We start from the raw sequence: 26,645 nt of genomic DNA, 5'->3' as shown, positions 1-26,645 counted from the left end.
GAAAAACATTTGTTCGCGTCGGGCAAACTATATGCCTAGGCCGAACCTTCACGGGGGAGCACATGTCATTCCTGACCAAGCTCAGTCTCGCTAACCGGGGGCTCGTCGCCCTCATCGCGGTGGTGATCACCGGCTTCGGCATCTACACGGTGCCGTCCCTGAAGCAGCAACTGCTGCCGTCACTTGAGTTCCCGGGCGCGTTCATCGGGGTGGTCCTGCCGGGCGCGAGCCCGGAGATCATGGAAGAACAGGTGACCAAGCCGATCGAGGACGCCGTCAAGGGCGCCGACGGCCTGGACACGATCACGTCAACGACCCGCGAGGGCTCGGCCACCATCCAGGTCCTCTTCGAGTTCGGCACCGACCTCGACAACGCGGTCAACCAGCTGACCACCTCGGTCAACCGGATCCAGCCGACGCTGCCCGACAACGTCGAGCCGACCATCTTCGCCGGCAGCACCGACGACATCCCGGCGATCATCCTGGCCGCCTCCGACGGCGGCAAGGACCAGGCCGCGCTGGCGAACAGGCTTCAGCAGACGGTCGTGCCCGAGCTCAACGCCATCGAGGGCGTCCGCGAGGTGGCCGTCACCGGCACCCGCGCCCAGCAGATCGTGATCGTGCCCGACCGGGCCAAGCTCGCCGCCGCGGGCGTCGATCCGCGCGCGATCGCCACCCTGCTGCAGAACAACGGCATCTCCATTCCGGCCGGCGCGGTCACCGACGGCACCCGCTCGCTGAGCGTGCAGGTCGGCGAGCCGATCGACACCCTCGACGAGCTGAAGGGCCTCTACCTCACCGGCAGCAAGGGCCCGGTCACGCTGGCCTCGGTCGCCGCGGTCACCCAGCAGCTCGCCACGGCCACGTCGTTCACGCGTACGGACGGCGTCGAGAGCCTCGGCATCGCGGTCACAGCGTCGCCCGACGGCAACCCGGTCAACATCTCGCACGAGGTCCGCGACAAGCTCGCCGAGCTGGAGAAGTCCTCGAACGCCAAGCTCACGGTCATCACCGACCAGGCGCCGTACGTGGAGAAGTCGATCGAGAGCCTGACCACCGAGGGCCTGCTCGGCCTGATCATGGCCGTGATCGTGATCCTGGTCTTCCTGCTGTCGGTGCGCTCGACGCTGGTCACGGCGGTGTCCATCCCGCTGTCCGTGGTCATCGCGCTGATCGCGCTCAAGCTCGGCGACTACTCGCTCAACCTGCTCACCCTGGGTGCGCTGACCATCGCGGTCGGCCGGGTGGTCGACGACTCGATTGTCGTGCTGGAAAACATCAAACGGCACCTTGGGTACGGCGAGGCGAAGGTGCACGCGATCACCTCCGGCGTCAAGGAGGTGGCCGGCGCGGTCACCGCCTCCACGCTGACCACGGTCGCGGTGTTCGCCCCGATCGCCCTCGTCGGCGGCTTCGTCGGCCAGCTGTTCGCCCCGTTCGCCATCACCGTCACGGTCGCGCTGGTCGCCTCGCTCTTCGTGTCGCTGACCGTCGTACCGGTGCTCGCGTACTGGTTCCTGCGGCCCGCCGCCGGCGGCTCCGAGTCCGAGGAGGTCCGCAGGGCCGCCGAGGAGAAGGAGTTCCGCAGCCCGCTGCAGCGCGCCTACCTGCCGGTCATCCGCTGGGTCACGCGCAGCCGGGGCACCCGGTGGAGCACCGTCGCGATCGGCGTGGTGATCCTCATCGGCACGCTCGGGCTGGCCAGCCGGCTGGAGACGAACTTCCTCGACGAGTCCGGCCAGGACACCATCGCCATCACCCAGGACCTGCCGGTCGGCACCGACCTCACCACGACGAACGAGGCGGCCAAGAAGGTCGAGGCCCTGCTCGCCGCGCGCAGCGACGTCAAGAACTACCAGGTGACCGTCGGCAACGGCGACTTCAACCCGTTTGTCGGCTCCGGCGGGGCCAGCGGCGCCAGCTTCAACGTGGCCCTGGCGGAGGACGCCGACGCCGCCAAGATCTCCGACGAGCTGCGCGAGCAGTTCAAGGGGATGACCGACGTCGGCGAGGTCACCGTCGGCAGCGACAGCGGCACCGGCTTCGACGGCAGCGCCCTGGCCGTCGTCGTGCAGGCCAGCGACCAGGAGGCGCTGGCGGCCGCGACCAAGCAGGTGCAGGACGCGATGGCCGGGACGCCGGAGGTCACTGACGTGAGCAGCACGCTCGCGGCGAGCATCCCCCGGCTGGACGTCAAGGTCGACCGGGCCGCCGCCGCGGCCCGCGGTCTCACCGAGGCCGCGATCGGCCAGTCGGTCGCCGGGGCGTTCCGCTCGGCGCCGGCCGGGCAGATCAGCATCGACGGTGTCGGCCAGGACGTCGTCGTCGCGCTGGGCGCGCCGCCGGCCAGCGCCGACGCGTTGCGCAAGCTGCCGCTGACCGCTCCCGCCGGCCAGATCGTCCCGCTCGACTCGGTCGCCGACGTCACCGAGGTCGGCGGCCCGGAAGAGGTCACCCGGATCGACGGCAACCGCAGCGTCACGGTCAACGGCACGGCGACGGGCTCGAACGTCGGCAAGACCACCACGGAGCTGACCAAGAAGCTCGACGCCCTGCAACTGCCGGCGGGGGCGAGCTTCGAGATCGGCGGCGTGAGCCAGGACCAGGCTGACGCGTTCGCGGACCTCGGCCTGGCCGTGCTCGCGGCGATCGCGATCGTCTTCGTCATCATGGTGGCGACGTTCCGCAGCCTGCTGCAGCCGCTGCTGCTGCTCATCTCGATCCCGTTCGCGGCGACCGGCGCGATCGCGCTGCTGCTCGCGACGGGCACCCCGCTCGGCGTTCCGGCGCTCATCGGTGTGCTGATGCTGGTCGGCATCGTGGTCACCAACGCGATCGTGTTGCTCGACCTGATCAACCACTACCGCCAGGCCGGCATGGGAGTGCAGGAGGCGGTGGTCGAGGGCGGCCGGCACCGGCTGCGCCCGATCCTGATGACGGCGATCGCGACCATCTTCGCGCTGCTGCCGATGGCCCTGGGCCTGACCGGCGAGGGCGGCTTCATCTCGCAGCCACTGGCCATTGTGGTCATCGGCGGCCTGGTGAGCTCGACGCTGCTCACCCTGGTCCTGGTGCCGACGCTCTACACCATGGTGGAGAACACCAAGCTCAAGGGCCGCACCCGGCGCGAACGGCGCCGGGCCCTGAAGGCAGTGAAGAACAGCGGTACGCCGGAGACGCCGAGGCACGCGGCGGACGAGCCGGACGCGGTGGTCGCGGCGGACTCCCCGGCACCGGCATCGAGCGGCGGCGCGCACGAGGCGCCGGAGGACTCGCCGGCCGGACAGCCGGCGCGGTTGACAGCCGAGCCGCCGAGCGGGGCGCTGCGCGGATACACGGACCAGTTCGAGGTCCTGCGGATGCCGCGTCGCCCGGCCACCCCGCCGCCGGCCTGATGCTGGGCCATCGGCAGCGATAATCGCATGCGGCGGTCGGCCCCCTGACGGGGTCGGCCGCCGCGTCGCGTTCCCCGCCGGGCGGCCGGTAGATTCCGGTACGTGGTGACTCCCTTCTCGGTCCTTACCCGTAACCGTGACTTCCGGCGGCTGTTCGGGGCCGAACTGGTCGTGTTCGGCTCCGACTGGTTCGTGATGGTGCCGCTGCTGGTGCTGCTGCCCGAGCTGACCGGCAGCGGGGTGTGGGGCGCGCTGGTGCTGGCCGCCGACACCGGGATCAACGCGTTGCTGCTGCCGTACACGGGGACGATCGCGGACCGGGTCGACCGGCGCACGATCCTCATCGCGGCCAACGTGGCCGCGCTCATGGCGACCCTGCTGCTGTTCTTCGTGCGGTCCGCCGCCACCGCACCGCTCGCCCTGGTGGCCATCGGCGCCGTCGCGATCGCCAAGGCGTTCTACTCCCCGGCGGCCTCGGCGGCGCTGCCGAACGTGGTCGAGCCGGCGGATCTCGCCGCGGCCAACTCCGTCGCGGGCTCGGCCTGGGGCACGATGACCATCGTCGGCGCCTCGCTGGGCGGCATCGTCAGCAGTGTCTTCGGCCCGTACGTCAGCTTCGCGGCCGCCTCGGTCAGCCTGTCCGTGGCGGCGGTGCTGACGGCCCTGATCCGCCGGCCGCTGCAAGCGCCGCGGGATCCGGACTTCATGCCGCCCCGGGCCTGGCACGCCCTGATCGAGGCGCTGCGCTACATCGGCGCCCGGCCGCGGCTGCGCGCCCTGATCACGGTGAAGTCCGCGGTCGGCCTCGGCAACGGCGTGCTGACCGTCTTCCCGCTGCTCGCGGGCCTCTACGGCGTCGGCGCCCTCGGCGCGGGCCTGCTCTTCGCCGTGCGCGGCGCCGGGGCCCTGGTCGGCCCGCTGGTCATGCGCCCGGTCCTCAACCACCGGTCGTGGCTGCTGCCGGGGCTGGCACTCTCGATGAGCCTGTACGGCCTCGGCTATATCGGAGTGGCCTTCGCGCCCTGGTTCCCGCTCGTGCTGGCGCTGGTCTTCGTGGCGCACTTCGCGGGCGGCACGAACTGGGTGCTGTCCAACTACGCGCTGCAGGGCGAGGTGCCAGACCGGCTGCGCGGCCGGGTCTTCGCCACCGACATGATGCTGGCGACGCTGGCCATCTCGGTGAGCCAGCTCGGCGCGGCCGCGTTCGTGGACCGGGTCGACGAACGGGTCATCCTGATCGCCTGCGGCCTGATCACCCTGGTATACGCGATCGGCTGGCGCATCGCGACCCGCCACCTGTCACTGGCCGGCCCGGCGGACGCCGATGCCGATGCCGATGCCGATGCCGATGCCGACACACGGTGGCATGGGCCGCTCGGGACAGCGACTCCCGACCCCGCTGGTCCTGCGGCGGCACGCGGGCCGGCGGCAAACGGTTCGGCTGGGGTTCATGGTCCAGCCGCGGTTCACGGCCCGGCCGCGGTTCACGGCCTGGCTGGCGCTGATGGCCTGGCCGACTTCGCGGGGCCTGCTGGCGAAGGGCAGCGCAGTGAGCCGGCCCCCGACCCCAAGCTCTAGCTGCCGTCGATGCCTGACCCAACCGCGAAGGACTAGATGATCTGCACCAAGGGGCGCGATGCTTGGGCGGATCGTGGGGATCTTGTGGCGCTCCGGCGCGGAGGGCGCTCGATCCGCTAAATCGTCGTTACTTGAAACTTATCGACCACTTTGATAAATCTTGGCGGTTTTTGGCGTCGCTGGAGACGGTGTCTCGCTGTGAAGTGCCCGAGTCGTGGGCGTTATGCCCGGTACTTCTGGCCGCGGCGCCGAGCAGGCCCGTGCGCGTGATCGCCTCATCGGGGTATGGCGATCGATCGGCGACCCAGTCACGCGAAGACTCTCTGAGGGCCATTGGTTGCCAAGGTCCCAATGCGGCGCCCTCGTTTGAGAGGTTAGCGGGTGGGGCCTAACGGCGACGCCGACGGATCGATTCCGACGACCTGGTTCGCGTTAGGGATCCCTTGCGCTGAACGCGCAACCGACCCTGCCGGTGTCGGCGCCCCAACCACAGCTGCTCGGAAACAGCATTGACGTCGCTGTTCGGACCACCACCGTCACCCCTGGGGGCCTACGACCATTTTCCCCCTCGGAATAGCTCGTCCAGGCCGGAGCCACCAACTTCACGTCGGTCAATTCGGCGTGATTCCGGACCCGGGCGGTCGCCGCGGCTAAGCGAACGGCGGCCCGGCAGGCTGGTCACCGGCCCCGAAGGGCTGCCCACCCTGGTAAGGATGGCTGCCCTGGTGGGGCGGGCCGCCTTGGTGGGGCGGCCCGTCAGTGGGTGGCGGGCCGGCTTGGTAGGGCGGGCCGGCGAAGGGCGGCCCGTCAGTGGGTGGCGGGTCGGCGAAGGCCGGGCCGGGGCTCCGGGTCACCACGGCGGCGATGAGCAGCCCGATCCCGGCGGCCGAGATCAGCGACGTGGCCAGGCCGCTCACGGAGAGCAGCATGCCGTATCGCATCACCGAGTAGTCCAGCGTCGAATACAGCGTCGGGATCAGCATGGTCCAGGCCAGCTGGAGCACGGTGCAGAGCGCGAGGGCGCCCAGCCCCAACCGGGCCAGCAGCACGCTGCGCGGGCCGAGCCACGCGCGGCGGGTCGCGATCAGGACGAAGCCCGCGATCAGCACCGCCAGCAGCGGCAGATGGCCCAGCACGCCCGAGAACAGGTATCCCACGCTCATGCCCGCGACCCTAATGCCCGGGTGCGACATCCTCCGGTCGCGGCGGTGACGCGTGGGTAATGATCAACGCCTAGCATGAGGCGATGGGCCTCACCTTCGTCTCCGAGCCGGTGCAGGTGCGTACGCCGGCCACCAGCGCCAATCTCGGTCCGGGATTCGACACGCTGGGTCTGGCGCTCACCCTCTACGACGACCTGAGCGCCCGGGTCACCGGCGACTCCTGGCGGGTCTCCGTGACCGGTGAGGGCGCCGGCGAGTTGCCCACCGACGAGAGTCACCTGGTCGTCCGGGCCATGCTGGCCACCTTCGATGAGCTCGGTGCCCGGCCGCCGGGCGTGGCCGTGGAGTGCGTCAACCGGATCCCGCAGGCCCGCGGCCTCGGCTCGTCGTCGGCGGCCATCGTCGGCGGCGTGCAGTTGGCCCGCGCGCTGGTGCGGGAGCAGTTGGACGACGAGGCGGCCCTGCGGATCGCCGCGCGGCTGGAGGGGCACCCCGACAACGTCGCGCCCTGTCTGCTCGGCGGCTTCACCATCGCCTGGACCGAGGCGTCCGGTTCCCGGGCCGTGCGGCTGGACGTCGCTGACGGCGTACGGCCGACGCTCTTCGTTCCGCAGGAACGCGGCCTGACCGCGACGGCGCGGGCCGCGCTGCCCCCGGCCGTGCCGCACGCGGACGCCGCGTTCAACACCGGCCGGGCCGCGCTGCTGGTGCACGCGCTGACCAGCGACCCAGAGCTGCTCTTCGCGGCGACCGAGGACCGGTTGCACCAGGGTTATCGGGCGGTGGCGATGCCCGGTTCGGCCTCCCTGGTGGCGTCGCTGCGTTCTGTCGGGGTTGCGGCAGTTATCAGCGGTGCCGGCCCGACGGTGCTGGCCCTGAGCCCGGTACCAGCGGATTTCCGACCCGGAGCCGTGTGGCGCGCCGAGTCGTTAGGCGTGGATAGCGGCGGCGCTCTTGTCAAAGGGAGTATGGTGGAACACGCCGAGCGGGGCCCTGTTGCCGCAGGTCGTAAGAGTTGACTACGCTCAAGACCTAGCACAGCCGCGAAGCAAGCGATCTCTGCGGTTCGGCGCGCACCCGAGACTCACGGCATTCTGCCGGTCTCAATTCTCATCAAGGCACGTCGCCGAGCAGCGGATCCTCAGATCGCTGCACTCGCCGAGACCTATCCGTCAACGTCTGACGGGTCGGGAAACCGTCGAGCTGCCGTGCTGCAAACTCCCGCGCCGCAGTTGCGAAGCGGGTTCCGAGGGCACCCGGCCACCAGGCCGCAGACCCGGGTGGACTTGGTTTTTTCGACGGAAGGAATCCATTGAGCGACACCACCGACGTGACGTCGGGTGTTTCTGACGTCGCTGACGACGGCGCCACCACCGCTGCTGTCACCAAGCGTCGCCGTGGCGGCACGGGGCTGTCGGCGATGCTGCTGCCCGAGCTGCAGAGTCTCGCCGCTTCGCTCGGCATCTCCGGCACCGCGCGGATGCGCAAGGGCGAGCTCATCACCGCCATCTCGGAGCGGCAGAACGGCGGGGCACCGGCGGCGCCGGCCAAGGCCACCAGCACCCCACGCCCGCGCACCACGAACCGCTCCGGCGCTACGGCGGCCGAGCCGGTCGAGACCGCGCCTGCCGCTGTGACCAAGGCCACTGCTGCCCAGGCCGCGGCGACCAAGGCTGCCGCCGCTCAGGCTCCGGTGGCTCAGGCTCCGGTGGCTCAGGCTCCGGTGGCTCAGGCCCCGGTCGCTCAGGCTCCGGTGGCTCAGGCTCCGGTGGCTCAGGCTCCGGCGCCCGAGGCGCAGGCCCCCGCGGCCGCTCAGCCCGCCGCCGCGCAGTCCGCGGCTCCGGCAACAGAGCAGCCCACGACCGAGGCCGAGCCCGTCCGGCGCAGCCGCCGTGACCAGGGCAGCCGCGATCAAGGCAGCCGCGAGCAGACCGGCCGCGAGCAGACCGGCCGCGATCAGGGTGGCCGCGATCAGGGCAGCCGCGAGCAGGGCGAGAGCCGCCGCGACAGCGCCCCGGTCGAGGGCCAGAGCGACGGCGAGCGCAACGACCGGGGAGACCGCCCGGAGCGTGGCGAGCCCCGCAACCGGGACCGCCAGCGCAACCCGCAGCGGGCCGAGGTCGGCGAGCGCAACGACCGCAGCGACCGCGGCAGCGAGCGTCCCGACCGCGGCAACGACCGCAACGACCGGGGCCCGCGCACCGACGGCCCGGACGACGAGGACGGCGACAACGGCGAGGGCGGCCGGCGTAGCCGCCGCAGCCGGTTCCGTGACCGCCGGCGCGGACGCGACCGTGACGGCGAAGGCGGTGCCGGTGTCGGCCGCGAGGGCGGCCGTGACGGTGGCCGCGAGGGTGGTGGCCGGGACAGCGGTCGCGACACCGGCCGCGAGCCGCACGTCAATGAGGACGACGTCCTCGTGCCGGTGGCCGGCATCCTCGACGTGCTGGACAACTACGCGTTCGTCCGCACCACGGGCTACCTGTCCGGTCCCAACGACGTCTACGTCTCGATGTCGCAGGTCAAGAAGCACGGGCTGCGCCGCGGCGACGCGGTCACCGGCGCCGTGCGGGCCGCGGCCCGCGACAGTGGCGGCGGCGACCAGCGTCGGGACAAGTACAACCCGCTGGTCCGGCTGGACACCATCAACGGCATGGAGCCCGAGGAGGCCCGCCGGCGTCCCGAGTTCTACAAGCTGACCCCGCTGTACCCGCAGGAGAGGCTGCGTCTCGAGACCGAGGCGCACATCCTCACCACCCGGGTCATCGACCTGGTCATGCCGCTCGGCAAGGGCCAGCGTGCCCTGATCGTCTCGCCGCCGAAGGCCGGTAAGACGATGGTGCTGCAGGCGATCGCCAACGCGATCACCCACAACAACCCCGAGTGCCACCTGATGGTCGTGCTGGTCGACGAGCGGCCCGAAGAGGTCACCGACATGCAGCGCTCGGTCAAGGGCGAGGTCATCGCGGCCACGTTCGACCGGCCGCCGCAGGACCACACCACGGTCGCCGAGCTGGCGATCGAGCGGGCCAAGCGCCTCGTCGAGCTGGGGCACGACGTCGTCGTGCTGCTCGACTCGGTGACCCGGCTCGGCCGGTCGTACAACCTGGCGGCGCCGGCCTCCGGCCGCATCATGTCCGGTGGTATCGACTCGACCGCGCTCTACCCGCCGAAGCGGTTCCTCGGCGCGGCGCGCAACATCGAGAACGGTGGCTCGCTCACCATTCTCGCGACGGCGCTGGTGGAGACCGGCTCGATGATGGACACGGTCATCTTCGAGGAGTTCAAGGGCACGGGCAACGCCGAGCTCAAGCTCGACCGGAAGATCGCGGACCGGCGGACGTTCCCGGCGATCGACATCCACCCGTCCGGCACCCGCAAGGAGGAGATCCTGCTCGGCAAGGAAGAGCTGGCGATCGTCCACAAACTGCGCAAGGTGCTGAGCTCGCTGGAGTCCTCGGCGGCGCTGGATCTGTTGCTCGACCGGCTCAAGCAGTCCCGGACGAACATCGAGTTCCTGATGCAGATCGCCAAGTCCACGCCTGGCGAATAAAGGCCCGAAAACGGCATAAAGGGGCAGTCACCGCGAGGTGGCTGCCCCTTTGTCGCACAGTAGGTGCGTTTGCTCCCGGAGGGGGTCATGCGAACCTCCCGTGACACCTCAGCTCAACGTGGGGAGCACCCGATGGTCGTTCCTGGATACCGGGACCACCCGACCGAGAGATGGGATCCGATCGCACCGGTCGATCCGGGCGAGGCCGAGGATTTCCTGCGGCAGTGCTACGTCGAGAACCCCCGCCTCGGGCCGGTCGAACCGCGGCTGGCCATCGTGCGGGCGCAGATCGCGGCGACCGGCGGCTACGTGCACACCACCGAGGAGTTGGCACACGGCGCCAGGATGGCCTGGCGCAACGCCAGCCGCTGCATCGGCCGGCTCTACTGGCGCAGCCTGGTGGTGCTGGACCGGCGCCGGGCCCGTACCGCCGACGAGATCTTCTCGCTGCTGGTGCACCACCTGCAGATCGCCGGCGGCGGCGCCGACCGGCCCGGCATGATCCGGCCGGTGATCAGCATCTTCCCGGCGGCGCTGCCCGGCCAGCCGTACGCGCGGGTGTGGAACGAACAGCTGATCCGCTACGCCGGCTACCGCACCGAGGACGGCAGCCCGGTCGGGGACGCACGCAACGAGCAGTTCACCGCCGCCATGCGAGGCTTCGGCTGGCAGGGCAAGGGCGAGGCCTTCGACGTGCTGCCCCTGGCGATCGAGACCCCGGGCGAGGGCCTGCGCCTCTACGAGCTGCCCGAACGCGCCATCGTCGAGGTGCCGCTGACCCACCCGGAGTTCGGCTGGTTCGCGGAATTCGGCCTGCGCTGGCACGCCGTCCCGGCGATCGCGAACATGCGGCTCACCATCGGCGGGGTGCAATACCCGCTGGCCCCGTTCAACGGCTGGTACATGGGCACCGAGATCGGCGCTCGAAACCTCGCCGACCCGGACCGCTACAACATGCTGCCGATGGTCGCCGCCCGGATGGGACTGGACACGAGCCACGAATCGACGCTGTGGCGAGACCGGGCCCTGGTGGAGCTGAACCGGGCCGTCCTGCATTCCTTCGAGGCGGCGGGCATGAAGATCAGCGACCATCACACCGAGTCGGCGCGCTTCCTGACCCACCTGCGCAACGAGGAGAAGGCGGGCCGCCTCGTGCCGGCCGACTGGAGCTGGATCGTGCCGCCGATCTCCGGCGGGATCACCCCGGTCTATCACCGCTACTACACCGAGCTCGACCTGCGCCCCAACTTCTACCTCGACCCGGAGGCGCAGTCGTTGGCACAGAACGGAACCCGCTGCCCCTTCACCGGCTGAGGAGGAACGTTTCCTGTCGTTCTTGGTTCCCGGGTCCCGGCCGCGCATAGATCAAGGTCAAGTTCATGTCGTGCCTGGTTGCCTGGCCCTGACCGGCGCTCCCGCCGAGGTCGGGCGAGGGCGGCTGTTCGCCCTCCCGTGCTTCGTCCGCCGAAGGTCAGGCGAACTCGTTCAGGGGGAAGTCATCGCGGTGGCGCCAGGCGGCGTCGGTGCGGACGTGGTCTTCGCGGACCCACTTGAGGAGGCGGTGGGAGAACTCCGTGGCCGGGATGCGGCCCGCGCTCCGGACCACGAAACCCTCGGAGCAGTCGGGGTTTCGCGACCGTGCCCAGGCCGCCCTGGCCTCGGTGAGGCTGCCGCCGCGGTACAGCACCGGGACCACCGGCAGTTCGAGGCGCCGTGCCCAGTCGACCGTGTCGTCCCAGCCGAGCAGGGTGTCCGTCTCGTCCCAGATGCCGAAGACGATGAAGACGCCCGGCAGGTCCGTGTAGGGGATGCTGCGGCGGGCCCACATGGACTCGCCGCAGACCCGCCAGTCGTCCGGGATCCGGTACGCCGTCATCGCCCAGAGGGCCTTCGCCGGGCGGTCCCACGGTTGGGTGCCGGAGTCGACCGAGCGGGCGTACATGGCGTCGCGGGTGAAGGTCAGATTGCCGCCGTCGAGTTTCTCCGTCACCACCAGCTCACCGTCCAACCAGGACAGGTCGCGCTGGATCCGGTCGTCGGCGGTGGCGCCGGGGGAGTCGGGCAGGTGGAAAGTCCGCGGATACTTCCCGACCCGCCCGTCCATCAGAAGTCCCCCTCCGCCACCTGGAACACCGTCAGTCCCAAGGCGCGCCACATGCGTACCACCTGCTGGCGGTCGTCGAAAACCCCGATGACCCGCCAACGGTCGCGGATCTCCTCGTCGAAGATCTCCCGCTTGACGATCGCGTCCTTGCGCGAGTCGCCCTCGGGCCGCATGAAAAGGCCCTCGTACGGCACATCCACGTAGAGATCCAGCCAAGCCTCGGTCTCCGCCCGGCACACCGCGTCGCGTCCCGAGCAGAAGACGATGGCATGCCCGGCCGCGTGCATGGCCCGGACCGCGGCGATGACGGCCGGATTCGGGGCGTCCTCGCCGACCCGGTGCCAGTCGAACGGACTGCGGCCGTTCATCAGCGCGACCGTGCCGTCGATGTCCACCAGCACCACCGGCGGCAGCTCCGGATCCGGGTCGTAGACCACACCCGGGCCGCCCGGATCGACGTACGGGATCGGCAGTGGCAGATTCTTGCCGGCCAGATACCGCTTGTGCATCCGGTGGATGTTCTCCTCGCCGACCCGTTCCTCCCCGGTGCGTTCCGCGTCGCGCCGCACGCACTCCTCCAGCGGCACGTCGGTGAAGTCGTGCACCTCGAACGACGCGTCGAAGCGGGCCGCGAGCTCGGCCCACTCCCGTACCGTCTTGGCCCGGAGATTGGTGTCGTCGACGATCACGTCGGCGTGCGCGCGCAGCAGCGCCTCCACGGCGGCCCGCTGGGCCTGCGTCACCTGGGCCTCGGACCGCTGGGTGAAGAGCCGCTCCCCGTGCAGCATCCGCCGCAGGTCGTCCCGGTTGACCCGGACGACCTGCGGTTGCAGCTTGCGCGCGAAGGTGGTCTTGCCCGAGGCGGGCAGCCCGCGCGTGATCAGCAGTCTGGTCATTCCTCACTCACCTGGTTGCCGCTGGGGGTGACGTCGCCGGCCGGGCGGACGAGCTGCCACAGGCCGGGACGGTAGTCCTTGCCGTCCAGCCGCAGGAACAGCGCGCCCCGCTGGTCGCTGCGCACGGCCCGGGCCGCGAACTCGCGCCGGCCCCAGCCCGCCGGCAGCTCCGCGACGATCGCCGCGAACTCCGCCTCGACGGCCTTGGCCAGCGTCGCGACCGCCTCGGTCAGCTCGGTCGCCACGGCCGTGACCCACGCGTGGAACTCGTCGGGCAGGGGTTCGGTCAGCGCGTCCAGGTCACCGCCGGAGACCAGCACTTCCCAGACGGTACGGGCGGAGAGCCCGGTCACGAGCCGATGCAGCCGGACGTACTCGGCGTACTTGATCTTCACGCGCTCGTCCGAGTCGGTGAAGTGCACCACGAGCCCTTCCCGGCCGTCCCGCGGCGGCGCGGCGAGCGCCTCACCCAGCGTCGCATACGCGAAGGAGTCCACGACCGGACCCGGCCACTGCGGCACCCCGGCCGGCCCGAAGGTGCGGCCGGTCGCGATGTCGACGGCGCCGAGCAGGATCAGGTCGTCCAGGCCGCCGTAGTCGAGCACGATCCGGTTCTCCGGGTAGACGATCTCGACCAGGACGGTGCGCCCCGCGGGCGGGACAAACTCCGGATACCGGCGGCGCAGCACCTCGGTGGCGTGCAGCGCCTGATCCGACGCGAACGACCCACGGGTCGCCACCGCGAGTTCGTCCCCGTCGCGGAAAATGATACCTAGCGATCCGTCTGCTTTGTCCGTTACGGTCACTGCGGATTCCAGCCGCAGTTCAGGTGCTTCGCGCTGTTCATGCCCGAAAAACTTCGGGAAAGGGCGCGCAAGCACCTCGCCGGTCGTTTCATCGACGATGAGCCCGCGGCATGCCATGGTTACCGGACTCCACGCACCCGAATACTGGCAGGCCTCTGTGTAGTTGTGAATGAGGTATGGCTGCCGTGGATGGCGCTGCAGCCGCACCAGGCCGTCCTGCACCGCCGTAGCTAGAGCTGCGGTGTCCAGGATGTCGGCGAGCGTGGTCACCGGGTGGTCGGCAGGCGTGTTCACGACAGATGCCTTTCTTGGCAAGATCTTGAGAGCGGCTTACGGTAACGCCGCTCTTGATGACCTCGCACCCTCATTCGGCGGCCGCCTTCCTCGTCTGCCACCCCAGGTTGTAGATCCGGCTGACGGGCAGACCCGTCTCGGCGGCGATCTGAACGGGGGTCTTTCCGGCCTTCATCAGCGTCAGTATCCGTTGTCGTTCGATTGCCCAGGTATGCCACTTCGGTGGATCGGTTCGCAGGAGTTGTTGATAGTGCGCGAAGGCCTGTTGCTTGGCCGACCGGATCAGGCCCGTGTCTGCGTACAGCCAGGTAGCCGCAGCCCAGGCGTGTCGGCCGTGATATCTGGCCTCCTGGAGGGATTTGCATCGGGTGATGACTCGACAGCGGCCGTGCGCTGGGATCGCGGCCATGGCGCCCTGGATGAAGGAGGGGGTGCCGACGAAGGAGAGGTGGAGCATGGGATTGCCTTGGGGGGTCGGATAGATGCCCACACAGCCATCGCCATCGACATAGCCCCGCAGAAACGGCGAAACTAGACTGGGGTCGCACGGTGGCCACTTGTAAGTGAGTGTCTTGCGAGGCGTGATGCCGTACTTGTCGCGGAGATCTTCGATCATCTTGGTCGAGCCGATCGTGATGCCGTAACTGACGTTGCCTTTCGCTGGCTGGGTCGCGCTCACGGTGCCGGTGTGGGCGGTAATGCGCCGCGCCTCCTCGATGAGGAGGCGGCCTCGGGTTCCGGACTGGGCCAGGCCGACGCGTTTCAAGTCCGGGCTGATGTTCCCGTCTGCGGCGATCAGGCCAGCCAGCCAGGCGGACTCTGCACTGGCCGTGCCGAAGATGTCGTGACGGACGCGTTTCGTTGCTTCATCGGTGATGAACCTGCCCCCGGCACCCCGTCGTGGTGACATCGGACCAGCATACCAACGTAGATACATCAAACGTTCAGGAATGTCGATCGGCTTGGGAATGCGTTGCCGCTCGGGGGCGTTGCAGCCGGTGGACCACAGAATGCCTCCGGATTTCTGATCTGGGCAGGTGACATGGCAGACTGGTCCATCGGCCAGTAAAGGTTCCGGTTCACGCTCGAGTCGTCCGCCCTAGCGGGGCGGTTCGGTGCTGACGGCGACCCGGCGACCACATCATCGAGAGGGACCGAGAAACCATGAAGAGCGGTATCCACCCGGAGTACACCTCGACCGAGGTCGTCTGCTCCTGCGGTAGCACGTTCACGACCCGTAGCACCGCCAAGGGCAGCGAGATCCGCGTCGAGACCTGCAGCGCCTGCCACCCGTTCTACACGGGCAAGCAGCGCGTGCTGGACACCGCGGGCCGCGTCGCCAAGTTCCAGGCGAAGTACGCGAAGGTCACTGCGGCCAAGAAGAAGTAGCTGCCTCGACGGCGCCCACCCCGGATTCCGGGGTCGGGCGCCGTTCGTGTGTTTGGGTTCCAGCGAAGGAGACGGCGTGAGTACCGACCGGTTGTCGACCCTGCTTGAGGAGTACGCGCAGCTCGAGAAGCAGATGGAGGATCCCTCCATCCACTCCGACCAGGCCCTGGTGCGGCGGGTCGGGCGGCGCTTCGCGGAGCTGGCGCCGCTGAACGCCGCGCACGCCGAGCTCGAGGCGGCCCGCGCCGACCTGGCCGCCGCCCGGGAACTCGCCGCCGAGGACCCCTCCTTCGCCGGTGAGGTGGAGGCCGTCGCCGCCGTGCTCGCGCCGCTGGAGTCCAAGCTCGGCGAGATGCTGATCCCGCGCGACCCGCACGACGCCAAGGACGTGATCGTCGAGATCAAGGCCGGCGAGGGCGGCCAGGAGTCGGCGCTGTTCGCCGGCGACCTGCTGCGGATGTACGGCCGGTACGCGGAGAAGCACGGCTGGATCGTCGAGGTCATCGACGCGCAGGATTCCGACCTGGGCGGCGTCAAGGACGTCTCGTTCGCGGTGAAGACCAAGGGCGTGCCCGCGGGCGGCCACGGCGTCTGGTCCCGGCTCAAGTGGGAGGGCGGCGTGCACCGGGTGCAGCGGGTGCCGGTCACCGAGTCGCAGGGCCGCATCCACACCAGCGCCGCCGGGGTGCTCGTGCTGCCCGAGGCCGAGGATGTCGACGTGCACATCGAGCCCGGCGACATCCGGGTCGACGTGTTCCGCTCGTCCGGTCCCGGCGGGCAGTCGGTCAACACCACCGACTCGGCCGTGCGCATCACCCACCTGCCCACCGGCACCGTGGTGAGCTGCCAGAACGAGAAGAGTCAGCTGCAGAACCGCGAGTCGGCGATGCGCATCCTGCGGTCCCGGCTGCTCGCCATGGCCCAGGAGCAGGCCGACGCGGCCGCCTCCGACGCCCGCAAGCTGCAGGTGCGCACGGTGGACCGCTCGGAGCGGATCCGCACGTACAACTTCCCGCAGAACCGGATCAGCGACCACCGGATCGGCTACACCGCCTACAACCTGGATCTGGTGCTGGGCGGCGAGCTCGACGCGGTGCTCGACGCGCTGGCGGAGGCCGACCGGGCCGCCCGGCTGGCCGGCGAGACGGAGATCAGCCGACGTCCGTGACGATCAGCCGGTTGTCCTGGGTCGGGCAGACCAGCAGGTCGGCCTCGTTCTGACAGCCGAAGTCGAGGGTCGGCGGGATCGCGCCGCGCAGCCACACCGCGCCGGTCGCCGGATCGAAGCTGCTGACCGAGGTGCGCCCGGGCGGCTGCGTCGTGCGGGCCACCAGGTACGGCATCGCGCGGCCCAGCGAGTCCCACACCGGCATCCCGGTGCCCAGGTCGGCGAGGCGCCGCCCGGTCGCCGCGTCCATGAGGGCGCGGCGGGCGCCGTTGTCCTCGTCGATCAGCAGCCGGCCGTTGGTCAGCGGGTAGGTGCTCGTGGACTTGGGCAGCTGCCAGATCCGCGCGCCGGTCGCGCGGTCGTGGCCGGAGGTCGACTCCCCGTCGAGGATGCACACCACCGGCCCGCAGCCGAACGAGCCACCGGACGACGTCTGCGCGGCGGCCCACAGCGGCCGCAGCGTGTCGGTGTCGTAGGCGGTGACCGTTGACCGGTCCCGTACGGTCTGGTCCAGGTAGAAACGGCGGCCCTGCACCGTGATCGTCGAGTAGTCGTTGTTTCGCGTCGCCGCCGACCAGGGCAGCGTCCCGGTCGTCACGACCGAGCCGTCGGCCAGCGCGATCACCTCGACCCGGCCCTGCGCGGTGACGGTGACCAGGCGGTCCGCCAGGGTGCCGGGTGTCGTGTCGGTCGACCAGGAGGCCAGGTCGCCGCGGTCGCGTGACCAGATCGTGCCGCCGTCACGCAGGCGCACCATCCGCAGCCGGCGCGCCCGCTCGCCGGTCTCGTTCCACTCCGCCAGCAGCACCCGGTCGCCGAGGGCGGTCGTGAACTCGCCGGGTTTCTGCCAGAGCCGCCGGCCGGTGGCGGCGTCGATCGCCACCGTGTCCCGGTTGACCTCGCGGGAGTAGCTGATGCCGTCCGGATCCTCGCCGCTGATCGTGCTGACGCTCGTCGGCATCAGCAGCACGCCGCCCTCGACGGCGGTCACCCAGCTGGAGTCCTCGACGTTCGCGGTCGACCAGCGCACCGCGCCGGTGCGGATGTCGTGGGCGGTGAGTCGCCGTTCGCCGGTCTGGCTCAGGATGTAGAGGGTGTCGCCGATCAGCCGGTATCCGTCGGCGTCCGGGCTGTAGGGGATGCTCCAGAGCTGGGTCAGCCCGCTCGGGTGCGGTCGCGCCGAACCGGTCACCGTGAGCACGCAGCAGACCGCCACCAACGCCACCAGCACGCGCCGCAGCTCGGCTCGGCGGCGCCACCGCCGGGCGGGCTCGGCCGACGGTTCGTCGCCGTGGGAGGCGACGAACCCGAGCTCGATGACGGCCATGGGGCGAGCCTAGGACCCGGGCGCCCTATGCGGGGGTGCGGTGGGAAGCGGCCGCGGCCAGGGCGGCGCTGAGGGTGCGGCCGTTCGTGCCGACCTCGGACCAGCCCGCGGCCAGCCCGATCGGCGTGCCCGGGACCAGGATCTGCCAATTCTCCCCGGCGGCCGCCGCGCTGATCCGCCGGGAGACCTCCGCCGCCTGGGTCGGTCCCGCGCCGGGCAGCACGACCACGAACTCGTCACCGGCGAAGCGGGCCACGAAGTCGCCGCGGCGCATGACCCGGTTGAGCACTCCGGCGATGCGTTGCAGCACCAGGTCGCCGCAGTGCCGGCCGTGCCGGGCGTTCACCGCGGTGAAGCCGATCAGGTCGCAGACGCCGACCGCCGCGCGCTCGCCCCGGGCCAGCATCGTCGCCACGTAGCGTTCGAGCTGGCGGCGGTTGGGCAGGCCGGTGAGCGGGTCGGTGAGGGTCTCGTCGCCGTATCGGCCCAGGTCGCGGTTGGTCTCCTCGGCGTCCAGCCGGGCGGCGACGCCGTCGAGGTAGCCGTCGCGGAGCCGGTCGATGCGCTGGGCGGCGAGGCGGAAGGCGTGCCGGTCGGCGGCGTGCGCGGCCTCGTGGTCGCCGGCTGAGGCGTGGCAGATGCTGCGCAGCCGGGCCGGTTCGGCCGCGCCGAGGATCTCCTGGGAGACCGGCACGGAGTCGAGCTTGCGCAGCGCCTCGCCCGGCTTGTCCGCCGCGATGTCGAGGCAGACGGTGCCGAGATGGCGCAGGTCGCGGGAGCGGACGCTGTCGCCGCCGCCGGTCAGCAGCGCGGCCACGTCGGTCTCGGTGGATTCGCCCAGGGCGGCCCGGCGGGCCAGCGCGTAGCCGTACACCGGCCGGGTGCTGGGGCGCAGCCGCACGTCGGCGCCGGTGGCCACATAGCGGGCCAGCTCGGCGTCGATGTCGCGGAGCACCCGCAGGCAGCCGTCGGTGTCGCCCTGGTGGTCCAGCGAGACCGCGTTGCGCAGCCGGATGCCCGGCGCGGCGAAGACCTCGCTGGCCATGCCCGCGGCGGCGCCGACCTGCCGGGCCTGCTCGATGGCGGTCAGCGCATGGCCGTGGAAACCGAGATAGCTGTACGCCATGGCGAGGTCGTGCCAGCCCCACGCCGTCTCGCTGTCGCCGGTCTGCACCGCCGCCAGCGCCCGGGACGCCTGCACGAGGTGGGTGACGCCGCGGTCCAGGGCGCTCTGCAGGTGGGCGCCGAGCGCCGCGAACGCGTGCATCTGCCCGCGCAGGTAGGGGTCGGACGTCTCCCGGACGGCATTGGCGGCCAGCGTCATCGCGGTGGCGAACTCGGCGGCCCGGCCGAGGTTGATCAGCGCGCCGAACCGCTGGACGAGCGCGTACGCCCGGGTCATCGGGTCGGCCGTGGTGGCGAGCACCTTGTCGAGGATCGACAACGCCTCCGCGGACCGGCCCACCTGCTGGAGCTTGCCGGCGCTGCGCAACTCGTCGATGGAGTCCGGAAGCTGATCCAACCACGTCATGGTGCCGCCACGGCCATCCAGGCCCCTCCTGCCGACGCCGTTCATCGACGGATGACCCGGCCGGTCACCGTCGAGAGACGACGTTCCATGATTATGCCGTGACGCCGACGTACGAACACCCCTCCGCGGGGACGGAACGGACGCGCTTGGCGCCGGTGCTGGCCAAGGCCACCGCGCGGCTGGCCGAGGCGGGGGTCGGCTCGCCCCGGGTCGACGCGGAGCTGCTCGCCGCGTACGCGCTGGGGGTGGGCCGCGGCCGGCTGCCGCTGATCGACACCGTGCGCGGCGACGAGGCGCGGCGTTTCGCCGCGCTGGTCGAGCGGCGGGCCCGGCGGATCCCGGTGCAGCACCTGCTCGGCACGGCCGCCTTCCGGCATCTCGAGCTGGCGGTGGGCGATGGCGTGTTCGTGCCGCGGCCGGAGACCGAGCTGCTGGCGGGCTGGGGGATCGAGCACACCGCGCCGGGTGCCACGGTGGTCGATCTGTGCAGCGGTACGGGCGCGATCGCCTGCTCCGTCGCCGACGAGGCCGCGCCGGGCCGGGTCATCGCGGTGGAACGGTCCCCGGCGGCGCTCGGTTATCTGCGCCGCAACGCCGAGGCGTTCGCCGCGGTGCGGGTGGTCGCGGGGGACGTCACCGATCCGGGCCTGCTGTCGGAGTGCCGGAGCATGGTCGACGTGCTGCTCTGCAACCCGCCGTACGTGCCGGACGGTACCCCCGTACCCCCGGAGGTCGCCGATCACGACCCGGCGGAGGCGGTCTTCGGCGGCGCGGACGGCCTGGTCGTGATCCGGCCGGTCATCGGCCTGGCGGCGGCGTTGCTGCGGCCGGGCGGGGTGGTCGGCATCGAGCACGACGACGTGCACGCGGCGGCCGTCCCGGAGCTGCTGCGGGCCGACGGGCGCTTCACCGAGGTCGTCGCCCACCTGGACCTGACCGGCCGCCCACGATATGCGACTGCCCGCCGCGTGTAGGGCAGTTCGCGCGCACCATGGCACACTGCATCTTGTGATGCTCTACGACTGTCGGGCCGTGGCCGAGCGCGATCGCGGCATCGCCGCGGCCGTCGAGGCGGTCAAGAGCGGTGAGCTCGTTGTGATGCCCACCGACACCGTCTACGGCGTCGGCGCGGACGCGTTCACCGCGCACGCCGTCAATGCCCTGCAGAATGCCCGCAGCACGGAGCGCCGGGTGCCGCCGCCCGTGCTGGTCGGCTCCCGGCACACCCTGGACGGCCTGGTCTACTCGCTGCCCAAGGCGGCCCGCGAGCTGGCCGACGCGTTCTGGCCCGGCGCGCTGACCATCATGGTCGAGCATTCGCCCAGCCTGCAGTGGGATCTCGGGGAGACCGGCGGTGTGGTCGCGGTCCGGATGCCGCTGCATCCGGTGGCGCTGGAGGTGCTGCGCGAGGTGGGCCCGATGGCGGTCACCACGGCCAACAAGATCGGCCAGCCCTCGCCGGTCACCGCCGAGGAGGCCCGCGACCAGCTGGAATACGCGGTCCGGATCTATCTCGAGGCGGGCGAGGCCCCCGACCCGGCGCCCAGCACGATCGTCGACGTCACCGGCGACGTGCCGCGGGTGCTCCGCAACGGCGCGGTGCCGTACGAGAAGTTGCGCGACGTGGTGCCGGACATCCTGGCTGTGGAGTCCTGACGATGCCGTTCACTGTGCTGCACGTGTGTATGGGCAACATCTGTCGCTCGCCGATGGCCGAGCGGCTGCTCGTGCTGGCCGCCACCCAGCGGCTCGGCAAGCTTGATGCCGACGCCGAGCTCGGCGACCTGCTGCGCAGTGTCAGCGCGGGCACGGGCGGCTGGCACGAGGGCGAGGAGATGAATCCGCCCGCGGCCCGGCAGATCACGCTGCGCGGCGGCAGCACCGACGGCTTCGCGGCCCGCAAGCTGACCAGCGCCCAGCTCGACGAGGCCGACCTGATCCTGACCGCGACCGCCGACCAGAGCGACTACGTGCACGCCCTGGTGCCCGGTGCGGCCGCTCGCACGTTCGTCCTCGGCCACCTGGGCCGGCTGCTGCGCGACATCGAGACCACGTCGCTGCCGCCGGCCGGCACCGAGCCGGAGACGTTCGCCGCCCGGGCCACCGCCCTGGTCGCGGCGATCAACGAGCACCGCGGCGAGGCGGAGCCGCAGTCCGGCGACGACCTCGACGACCCGTGGGGCCGGGGCGACCAGACCTTCCAGCGCATCGCCGACGACATCGACGAGGCGCTGTACGCCTTCGTGGACGCCCTGCTGCCGGGAGCGCCGAGGCCCGCGTGACGATCGTCGAACCGAACGCCGACGGCCTGCGCCGGGCGGTCGACCTGCTGCGGCGCGAGTCCGTGGTCGCGTTCCCCACCGAGACGGTGTACGGCCTCGGCGCGCACGCCTTCTCGGTGAAGGCGATCGCGGAGGTCTACCGCCTGAAGAACCGCCCGTCCTGGAATCCGCTGATCGTGCACGTGGCGAACGTGGCGGCGGCCCGCGCGCTGGCCCGGGAGTGGCCCGACGCGGCGAACGAGCTGGCCGCCCAGTTCTGGCCGGGCCCGCTGACGCTGGTCGTCGAGCGCGCGGAGCACCTGCCGCAGGTGGGGGCGCCGACTCCGACGATCGCGATCCGGGTGCCCGCGCACGAGGTCGCGCTGCGGCTGCTGGAGGCCTCCGGGCTGCCGCTGGCGGCGCCGAGCGCGAACCGGTCGGAGGGCATCTCGCCGACGACCGCCGGGCACGTGCTGCGCAGCCTGCCCGACGTGCCGCTGGTGCTGGACGGCGGCCCGGCCTCGTGGGGCATCGAGTCGACGGTGCTCGACCTGACCACACCCACGCCGACGCTGTTGCGCCCGGGCGCGCTGGCCCTGCGGGCGCTGCGCGAGGTGACCGGCGCGATCGCGCTGCCCGACGCGGTGGCCGACGGCGCGGCGCGCAATGCCCCCGGCATGAGCCGGCGGCATTACGCCCCTAAGGCGACGGTGCTGCTGGTCGATGACGTCCAGGCCGTCGACCGCGGCGGCCTGGCGGCCCCGGTCGCGGTGCTGAGCTATGAGACGGCCGACAATTTCGACGCGGCCGAGGTGCTCAGCGCCGACCCGCGGGAGTACGCCGCCGACCTGTACGCGGCCCTGCACCGGCTGGACGACGCCGGGGCGGGCACGATCATCGTGCGGACACCCCCGGATACCGAGGACTGGCTGGCCGTCCGCGACCGCCTGGGCCGCGCCGCGCGCTAGCGGGTCGCCTGGTTGGCGATGTTGCGGGCCATGCCGCTGAAGATCACCCCGTGGAACGGCAGCACGCTCGCCCAGTACGCGTGCCCGGCCAGCCCGCGCGGCACGAAGATGGCCCGCTGCCGGTAGACGCTGGTGCCGTCCGGGCCGGGCTCCGCCGACATCTCCAGCCAGGCCCGGCCCGGCACCCGCATCTCGGCGCGCAGCCGCAGCAGCTCACCCGGCCTGATCTCCTCGACCCGCCACCAGTCCAGCGCCTCGCCGACCAGCAGGTGGTCGCGGTCGCGCCGGCCGCGGCGCAGGCCGACCCCGCCGACCAGCCGGTCCAGCCAGCCACGCACCGTCCAGGCCAGCGGGAAGGAGTACCAGCCGTGCTCGCCGCCGACGCCCTCGATCACCCGCCACAGCGCCCGGGGCGGCGCGGCGACCTCGCGGGTGCGCTCGTCGACGTAGACGCTGCCGCCGGACCACTCCGGGTCGCTGGGCAGCGGTTCGGCGGCGGCGTCCCGGCCGACCGCGTTCGACCAGCGGGTCTCCACGTTCGCGTCGCGGATCTTGCCGAGCGCCAGCCGCACCGATTCGTCGAAGCCCAGCAGGCCCTCGTCGGGGATGTACTCGGCGATGTCGTGCTCCCGGGCGAAGGCCTCGTGGATCAGGCTGGCGACCAGCGGCCGGGCGATCGCATTCGGCACCGGCGTGACCGCGCCGACCCAGTGCGCCGACAGCCAGGGGCTCAGCGGGCGCAGCGGCAGGATGATCCGCCGGCGCAGGCCGGCGACCTCGGCGTAGCGGCGCATCATCTCCAGGTACGTCAGCACGTCCCGGCCGCCGAGGTCGAAGCCGCGGTTGACCTCGGCCGGCAGGGTAGCGGCGCCGATCAGGTACCGCAGCACGTCGCGTACGGCGATCGGCTGGATCCGGTTCCGCACCCAGCGCGGGGTGATCATGATCGGCAGCCGCTCGGTCAGGTAGCGCAGCATCTCGAAGGAGGCCGAGCCCGATCCGATGATCACCGGGGCCCGCAGCACCGCCGTGGGCACCCCGCTGGCCAGCAGGATCCGCGCCACCTCCGCGCGCGAGCGCAGGTGGGCCGAGGGGTGTTCGCCGGGCGGCGGCTCGGGGCCGCCGAGGTAGACGATCCGGCCGACCCCCGCGGCCTTGGCGGCGACCGCGAAGTTGCGCGCCGCCTCGCGGTCGACGCGCTCGAAGTCGCGCTGCCCGAGCGAGTGCACCAGGAAGTAGGCGACGTCGACGCCCGCGAACGCGGCCGGCAGCGTGGCGGGGTCGGACAGGTCGCCCTCGACCACCTCGGCGCGGCCGACCCACGGCACGTCCCGGAGCCGGGCGGCACTGCGGGAAAGGCAGCGGACGCGGTGGCCGGCGTCGAGCAGCCGGGGAGCCAGGCGACCGCCGATGTACCCGGTGGCGCCCGTGACGAGACAACGCATACCACCACTGTGCCCGCAGGTAGGGGCCCATAAGCCATATGCTCGATTCCGGCAGCGTCGCCGGCTGAATCTGGGGGAGCGCACCATGGAGACTTTCTGGGGTCCCGACTTCGCCGCGCTCGAGCACGAGGATCCGGAGATCGCCGAGGTGATCCTCGGCGAGCTCGAACGGCAGCGCGGCGGGCTCCAGCTCATCGCGAGCGAGAATTTCACCTCACCGGCGGTGCTCGCGGCGCTCGGCTCGACGCTGACCAACAAGTATGCGGAGGGCTATCCGGGCCGGCGCTACTACGGCGGCTGCGCCGAGGTGGACCGCGCCGAGGAGCTGGCGATCGACCGGGCGAAGGAGCTGTTCGGCGCCGAGCACGCGAACGTCCAGCCGCACTCGGGCTCGTCGGCGAACATGGCGGCGTACGCGGCGCTGATCCAGCCGGGGGACACCGTGCTGGCCATGGGGCTGCCGCACGGCGGTCACCTCACCCACGGCAGCCGGGTCAACTTCTCCGGCAAGTGGTTCCATCCGGTCGGATACACCGTGCGCCGCGACACCGAGCTGATCGACTACGACGAGGTCCGCGACCTGGCCCAGGCGCACCGGCCCAAGCTGATCGTCTGCGGCGCGACGGCGTATCCGCGGCTGATCGACTTCAAGGCCTTCCGCGACATCGCGGACGAGGTCGGCGCCTACCTGATGGTGGACGCGGCGCACTTCATCGGCCTGGTCGCCGGCCGGGCCGTCCCGTCGCCCGTACCGCATGCCGATGTCGTCACCTGCACCACCCACAAGGTGCTGCGCGGACCGCGGGGCGGCATGATCCTGTGTCGTGAGGAGCTCGCCGCGCGTATCGACAAGGCCGTCTTCCCGTTCACTCAGGGTGGTCCGCTGATGCACACCATCGCCGCGAAGGCCGTCGCCCTGCGCGAGGCGGCGCTGCCCGGCTTCCATTCGTACGCCGGCCAGGTGGTCAAGAACAGCCAGGCGCTGTCCGCCGGGCTGTCCGCCGAGGGCATGCGTCCCGTCTCCGGCGGCACCGACACCCACCTGGCCCTGGTCGACCTGCGCGACGTCGGGGTCAGCGGCCGCGACGCCGAGGGGCGCTGCGACCGCGCCCGGATCACGCTGAACAAGAACGCCATCCCGTACGACCCGGAGCCGCCGGCGACCGCGTCGGGCATCCGGGTCGGCACCCCGAGCGTCACCACGCAGGGGATGCGCGAGGGCGAGATGCGCCAGATCGCCGGCCTGATCGCGGCGGCCGTGCGAGCGGACCCGGCCTCGACGGGCGGCGCGACGGGGCTGCGCGCGGTCGCCGACGAGGCGGCCGAGCTCGTCCGGCGCTTCCCGGCATACGACCGGGCCGAGGTGGGGGTATGACCGACCGCACCGGTGCGAGCCTGCGAGTGCGGGGCCTGCCAGAGAAAGGCACCGTATGACCGGCGTGAACGATTCCGCGGACCGCGTGGTGCCGGCCCAGGCCGACGGCGGCCGGGACGACCTCGACGACGACCGCCCCCTGCCCGACCTGCCGCCGCTGCCGGAGGACCCGCGCTGGCGGGTCGAGCACCTGCCCTTCCTGACGGCCTTCTCGGTGGCGCTGATGATCTGCGCCGCGTCGGTCGGCTTCCTCGCCGGCGGCGGCCTGGCCGCGGCGGGTGCGGCGGCCGGTGTGGCCATCGTGACGGTCAGCTTCACGATGTCGACCCTGGTGATCGCCTGGGCGGACACCGTGCGGCCCGCGCTGCTGATGCCGCTGGGGCTGCTGACCTACGTGGTGAAGTACTCGTTGCTCGGCGTGATCCTGGCTTTTGTGATCTCCTCGGAGTGGCCGGGTCGGGTCGCGATGGGCTGGGGGGTCGTCGCCGGCGTGCTCGGCTGGACGGCCGTGCAGATCTGGTGGGTGGCCCGCACCAGCCTCTCCAAGTGATCTTCGGCACCGGAGTTTCGACTGGTCAGTGCTGCTTTTCCGGGGCGTCTACCACGAATCGGTGACTGTCGCACGGCAAAGTTGTCCCGTTCTGGCGGCGGAGGAGTACCGTGTTGGCGAGTTGCGAGACCCCTGACGCCTGGACAACTGCGGTTGTGCGGGGGGTCCCGCTTAGCTTCGTGTTGCCGGCTGATATCGTTCGGGCCGTCATGACCGGTCAAGAACCTCCCAGCAACCCCCGCGGCGACGACGGTCAGAACCCGCCCGATACGGGCATGGGCATGACGGCGGTCAGCTATCTCCTCGGGGGCATGTTGGTCTGGGGTGGCATCGGCTGGCTGGTCGACCACTACGTCGGAACCAAGGGCATCTTCGCCGGCATCGGCGCCGTCATTGGCATCGCCGGCGGTGTCTACCTCATTGTGCGCCGTCTCGGCGCCTGACAGGAAAGGGCTACGGTGATCGGTCAGTCGACGGTCCTCGCAGCGGAGTTCCCGCCCAGCGTCGAGGACTTCTACCTGCCCAGCATCCTGCCGTGGGGCGCGCACGACACGTACTGGTTCACCAAGATCACACTGCTGGTCTGGGTGGCCGTTGCCTTGATCATCATCTACTTCCTGGTGTCGTACCGGAAGCCGCAGCTGGTGCCCACGAAGAAGCAGTGGCTCGCCGAGAGCCTCTACGGATTCGTGCGTAACAACATCTCTGTCGATATGATCGGGCCGCGCGGCGTCGCTTTCGCGCCCTACCTCACGACGCTCTTCTGCTTCATCCTGGTGATGAACTTCTTCAGCATCGTGCCGCTGATTCAGATCTCGCCGAACTCGCACATCGCTTTCCCG

At 71.1% G+C, this 26,645-nt stretch carries 22 protein-coding genes and 1 pseudogene; 15 read left to right on the top strand and 8 right to left on the bottom strand.

What is annotated here, in order from left to right:
- Window positions 1-62: 62 nt before the first annotated feature.
- Entirely contained in the window at window positions 63-3,395 is a 3,333-nt protein-coding gene (locus DMB66_RS33485) for an efflux RND transporter permease subunit (protein ID WP_125808125.1), read from the top strand.
- Between the two features lie 102 nt (window positions 3,396-3,497).
- A pseudogene (locus tag DMB66_RS33480) lies at window positions 3,498-4,718 on the top strand (MFS transporter); the annotation flags it as partial.
- Between the two features lie 905 nt (window positions 4,719-5,623).
- On the opposite strand, the gene DMB66_RS33475 reads toward DMB66_RS33480, so the two are convergent.
- A complete protein-coding gene (locus DMB66_RS33475; protein WP_125808124.1) occupies window positions 5,624-6,136 on the bottom strand; it encodes a hypothetical protein in 513 nt (170 codons plus the stop codon).
- Between the two features lie 83 nt (window positions 6,137-6,219).
- On the opposite strand from DMB66_RS33475, the gene thrB reads away from it, so the two are divergent.
- From thrB to DMB66_RS33460, 3 genes are all read left to right on the top strand, one after another.
- The gene (thrB, locus tag DMB66_RS33470; RefSeq protein ID WP_125808123.1) at window positions 6,220-7,155 is read left to right on the top strand and encodes a homoserine kinase; all 936 of its coding nucleotides are present in this window, start codon (window positions 6,220-6,222) and stop codon (window positions 7,153-7,155) included.
- A gap of 293 nt (window positions 7,156-7,448) precedes the next feature.
- Complete coding sequence (gene rho / locus DMB66_RS33465) at window positions 7,449-9,689, top strand: transcription termination factor Rho (RefSeq protein WP_125808122.1); 2,241 nt, start codon at window positions 7,449-7,451, stop codon at window positions 9,687-9,689.
- Window positions 9,690-9,821: 132 nt separating this feature from the next.
- A complete protein-coding gene (locus DMB66_RS33460) occupies window positions 9,822-11,003 on the top strand; it encodes a nitric oxide synthase oxygenase (RefSeq protein WP_125808121.1) in 1,182 nt (393 codons plus the stop codon).
- Between the two features lie 157 nt (window positions 11,004-11,160).
- Here DMB66_RS33460 and DMB66_RS33455 read toward each other — a convergent pair whose 3' ends face one another.
- The 4 genes from DMB66_RS33455 to DMB66_RS33440 all read right to left on the bottom strand — a co-directional run bounded on the left by DMB66_RS33455 (window position 11,161) and on the right by DMB66_RS33440 (window position 14,699).
- Window positions 11,161-11,793 carry an RNA ligase family protein gene (locus tag DMB66_RS33455; RefSeq protein WP_125808120.1) on the bottom strand — a complete coding sequence of 211 codons (633 nt, stop codon included), beginning with the start codon at window positions 11,791-11,793 and terminating at the stop codon, window positions 11,161-11,163.
- Entirely contained in the window at window positions 11,793-12,689 is an 897-nt protein-coding gene (locus tag DMB66_RS33450) for an AAA family ATPase (protein ID WP_125808119.1), read from the bottom strand. Before DMB66_RS33450 ends, DMB66_RS33455 begins: the two co-directional genes overlap by 1 nt.
- Window positions 12,686-13,612 (bottom strand): RNA ligase, encoded by a 927-nt coding sequence (locus DMB66_RS33445; protein WP_233625034.1) that lies wholly within the window; start codon window positions 13,610-13,612, stop codon window positions 12,686-12,688. The genes DMB66_RS33450 and DMB66_RS33445 overlap by 4 nt, the downstream gene beginning before the upstream one ends.
- A 247-nt stretch (window positions 13,613-13,859) precedes the next feature.
- On the bottom strand, window positions 13,860-14,699 hold the full coding sequence (locus DMB66_RS33440; protein WP_125808118.1) for a hypothetical protein: 840 nt from the start codon (window positions 14,697-14,699) through the stop codon (window positions 13,860-13,862).
- Window positions 14,700-14,953: 254 nt separating this feature from the next.
- Here DMB66_RS33440 and rpmE point away from each other — a divergent pair, with 254 nt between their 5' ends.
- Both rpmE and prfA read left to right on the top strand, forming a co-directional pair.
- Window positions 14,954-15,178 carry a 50S ribosomal protein L31 gene (gene rpmE, locus DMB66_RS33435; RefSeq protein WP_125808117.1) on the top strand — a complete coding sequence of 75 codons (225 nt, stop codon included), beginning with the start codon at window positions 14,954-14,956 and terminating at the stop codon, window positions 15,176-15,178.
- A 76-nt stretch (window positions 15,179-15,254) separates the two neighbouring features.
- The gene (gene prfA, locus DMB66_RS33430; protein ID WP_125808116.1) at window positions 15,255-16,346 is read left to right on the top strand and encodes a peptide chain release factor 1; all 1,092 of its coding nucleotides are present in this window, start codon (window positions 15,255-15,257) and stop codon (window positions 16,344-16,346) included.
- Here the strand turns inward: prfA and DMB66_RS33425 are convergent.
- Both DMB66_RS33425 and DMB66_RS33420 read right to left on the bottom strand, forming a co-directional pair.
- Entirely contained in the window at window positions 16,330-17,673 is a 1,344-nt protein-coding gene (locus tag DMB66_RS33425; RefSeq protein ID WP_125808115.1) for a PQQ-binding-like beta-propeller repeat protein, read from the bottom strand. The genes prfA and DMB66_RS33425 overlap by 17 nt on opposite strands.
- Window positions 17,674-17,698: 25 nt before the next feature.
- Complete coding sequence (locus DMB66_RS33420; protein ID WP_125808114.1) at window positions 17,699-19,204, bottom strand: diguanylate cyclase domain-containing protein; 1,506 nt, start codon at window positions 19,202-19,204, stop codon at window positions 17,699-17,701.
- Window positions 19,205-19,302: 98 nt separating this feature from the next.
- Between DMB66_RS33420 and prmC the strand changes: the two genes are divergently transcribed.
- From prmC to DMB66_RS33400, 4 genes are read left to right on the top strand one after another with little or no spacing between them, the layout of a single operon-like run.
- On the top strand, window positions 19,303-20,178 hold the full coding sequence (gene prmC, locus DMB66_RS33415) for a peptide chain release factor N(5)-glutamine methyltransferase (RefSeq protein WP_125808113.1): 876 nt from the start codon (window positions 19,303-19,305) through the stop codon (window positions 20,176-20,178).
- Between the two features lie 37 nt (window positions 20,179-20,215).
- Window positions 20,216-20,860, top strand: coding sequence for an L-threonylcarbamoyladenylate synthase (locus DMB66_RS33410; RefSeq protein WP_125808112.1), 645 nt, complete (start codon window positions 20,216-20,218; stop codon window positions 20,858-20,860).
- A gap of 2 nt (window positions 20,861-20,862) precedes the next feature.
- Window positions 20,863-21,486: a phosphotyrosine protein phosphatase gene (locus DMB66_RS33405; RefSeq protein WP_125808111.1), complete on the top strand. Its 624-nt coding sequence runs from the start codon at window positions 20,863-20,865 to the stop codon at window positions 21,484-21,486.
- Entirely contained in the window at window positions 21,483-22,433 is a 951-nt protein-coding gene (locus DMB66_RS33400) for an L-threonylcarbamoyladenylate synthase (RefSeq protein ID WP_125808110.1), read from the top strand. The genes DMB66_RS33405 and DMB66_RS33400 overlap by 4 nt, the downstream gene beginning before the upstream one ends.
- Here DMB66_RS33400 and DMB66_RS33395 read toward each other — a convergent pair.
- The gene (locus DMB66_RS33395; protein ID WP_125808109.1) at window positions 22,430-23,878 is read right to left on the bottom strand and encodes an SDR family oxidoreductase; all 1,449 of its coding nucleotides are present in this window, start codon (window positions 23,876-23,878) and stop codon (window positions 22,430-22,432) included. The genes DMB66_RS33400 and DMB66_RS33395 overlap by 4 nt on opposite strands.
- An 85-nt stretch (window positions 23,879-23,963) precedes the next feature.
- Here DMB66_RS33395 and glyA point away from each other — a divergent pair, with 85 nt between their 5' ends.
- From glyA to DMB66_RS33375, 4 genes are all read left to right on the top strand, one after another.
- Window positions 23,964-25,253 (top strand): serine hydroxymethyltransferase, encoded by a 1,290-nt coding sequence (glyA, locus tag DMB66_RS33390; protein ID WP_125808108.1) that lies wholly within the window; start codon window positions 23,964-23,966, stop codon window positions 25,251-25,253.
- Between the two features lie 64 nt (window positions 25,254-25,317).
- Entirely contained in the window at window positions 25,318-25,803 is a 486-nt protein-coding gene (locus tag DMB66_RS33385; RefSeq protein WP_233625029.1) for a hypothetical protein, read from the top strand.
- A gap of 209 nt (window positions 25,804-26,012) precedes the next feature.
- The gene (locus DMB66_RS33380) at window positions 26,013-26,246 is read left to right on the top strand and encodes an AtpZ/AtpI family protein (protein ID WP_233625028.1); all 234 of its coding nucleotides are present in this window, start codon (window positions 26,013-26,015) and stop codon (window positions 26,244-26,246) included.
- Window positions 26,247-26,261: 15 nt separating this feature from the next.
- The coding region (locus DMB66_RS33375; RefSeq protein ID WP_158647462.1) for a F0F1 ATP synthase subunit A at window positions 26,262-26,645 on the top strand (384 nt) is incomplete at its 3' end.

It is taken from the genome of Actinoplanes sp. ATCC 53533 (assembly GCF_003947245.1).
Note: the sequence above shows the minus strand (reverse complement) of the source record. Positions and strands in the feature narration are given on the sequence as shown.

Bases quoted from the DNA above. Each gene is read 5' to 3' on its own strand.
- DMB66_RS33485 (WP_125808125.1), top strand. From the start codon at position 63: ATGTCATTCCTGACCAAGCTCAGTCTCGCTAACCGGGGGCTCGTCGCC.
- DMB66_RS33475 (WP_125808124.1), bottom strand. From the start codon at position 6,136: ATGAGCGTGGGATACCTGTTCTCGGGCGTGCTGGGCCATCTGCCGCTG.
- thrB (WP_125808123.1), top strand. From the start codon at position 6,220: ATGGGCCTCACCTTCGTCTCCGAGCCGGTGCAGGTGCGTACGCCGGCC.
- DMB66_RS33460 (WP_125808121.1), top strand. From the start codon at position 9,822: ATGGTCGTTCCTGGATACCGGGACCACCCGACCGAGAGATGGGATCCG.
- DMB66_RS33455 (WP_125808120.1), bottom strand. From the start codon at position 11,793: ATGGACGGGCGGGTCGGGAAGTATCCGCGGACTTTCCACCTGCCCGAC.
- DMB66_RS33450 (WP_125808119.1), bottom strand. From the start codon at position 12,689: ATGACCAGACTGCTGATCACGCGCGGGCTGCCCGCCTCGGGCAAGACC.
- DMB66_RS33445 (WP_233625034.1), bottom strand. From the start codon at position 13,612: ATGGCATGCCGCGGGCTCATCGTCGATGAAACGACCGGCGAGGTGCTT.
- DMB66_RS33440 (WP_125808118.1), bottom strand. From the start codon at position 14,699: ATGTCACCACGACGGGGTGCCGGGGGCAGGTTCATCACCGATGAAGCA.
- rpmE (WP_125808117.1), top strand. From the start codon at position 14,954: ATGAAGAGCGGTATCCACCCGGAGTACACCTCGACCGAGGTCGTCTGC.
- DMB66_RS33425 (WP_125808115.1), bottom strand. From the start codon at position 17,673: ATGGCCGTCATCGAGCTCGGGTTCGTCGCCTCCCACGGCGACGAACCG.
- DMB66_RS33420 (WP_125808114.1), bottom strand. From the start codon at position 19,204: ATGACGTGGTTGGATCAGCTTCCGGACTCCATCGACGAGTTGCGCAGC.
- DMB66_RS33410 (WP_125808112.1), top strand. From the start codon at position 20,216: ATGCTCTACGACTGTCGGGCCGTGGCCGAGCGCGATCGCGGCATCGCC.
- DMB66_RS33405 (WP_125808111.1), top strand. From the start codon at position 20,863: ATGCCGTTCACTGTGCTGCACGTGTGTATGGGCAACATCTGTCGCTCG.
- DMB66_RS33395 (WP_125808109.1), bottom strand. From the start codon at position 23,878: ATGCGTTGTCTCGTCACGGGCGCCACCGGGTACATCGGCGGTCGCCTG.
- glyA (WP_125808108.1), top strand. From the start codon at position 23,964: ATGGAGACTTTCTGGGGTCCCGACTTCGCCGCGCTCGAGCACGAGGAT.
- DMB66_RS33380 (WP_233625028.1), top strand. From the start codon at position 26,013: ATGACCGGTCAAGAACCTCCCAGCAACCCCCGCGGCGACGACGGTCAG.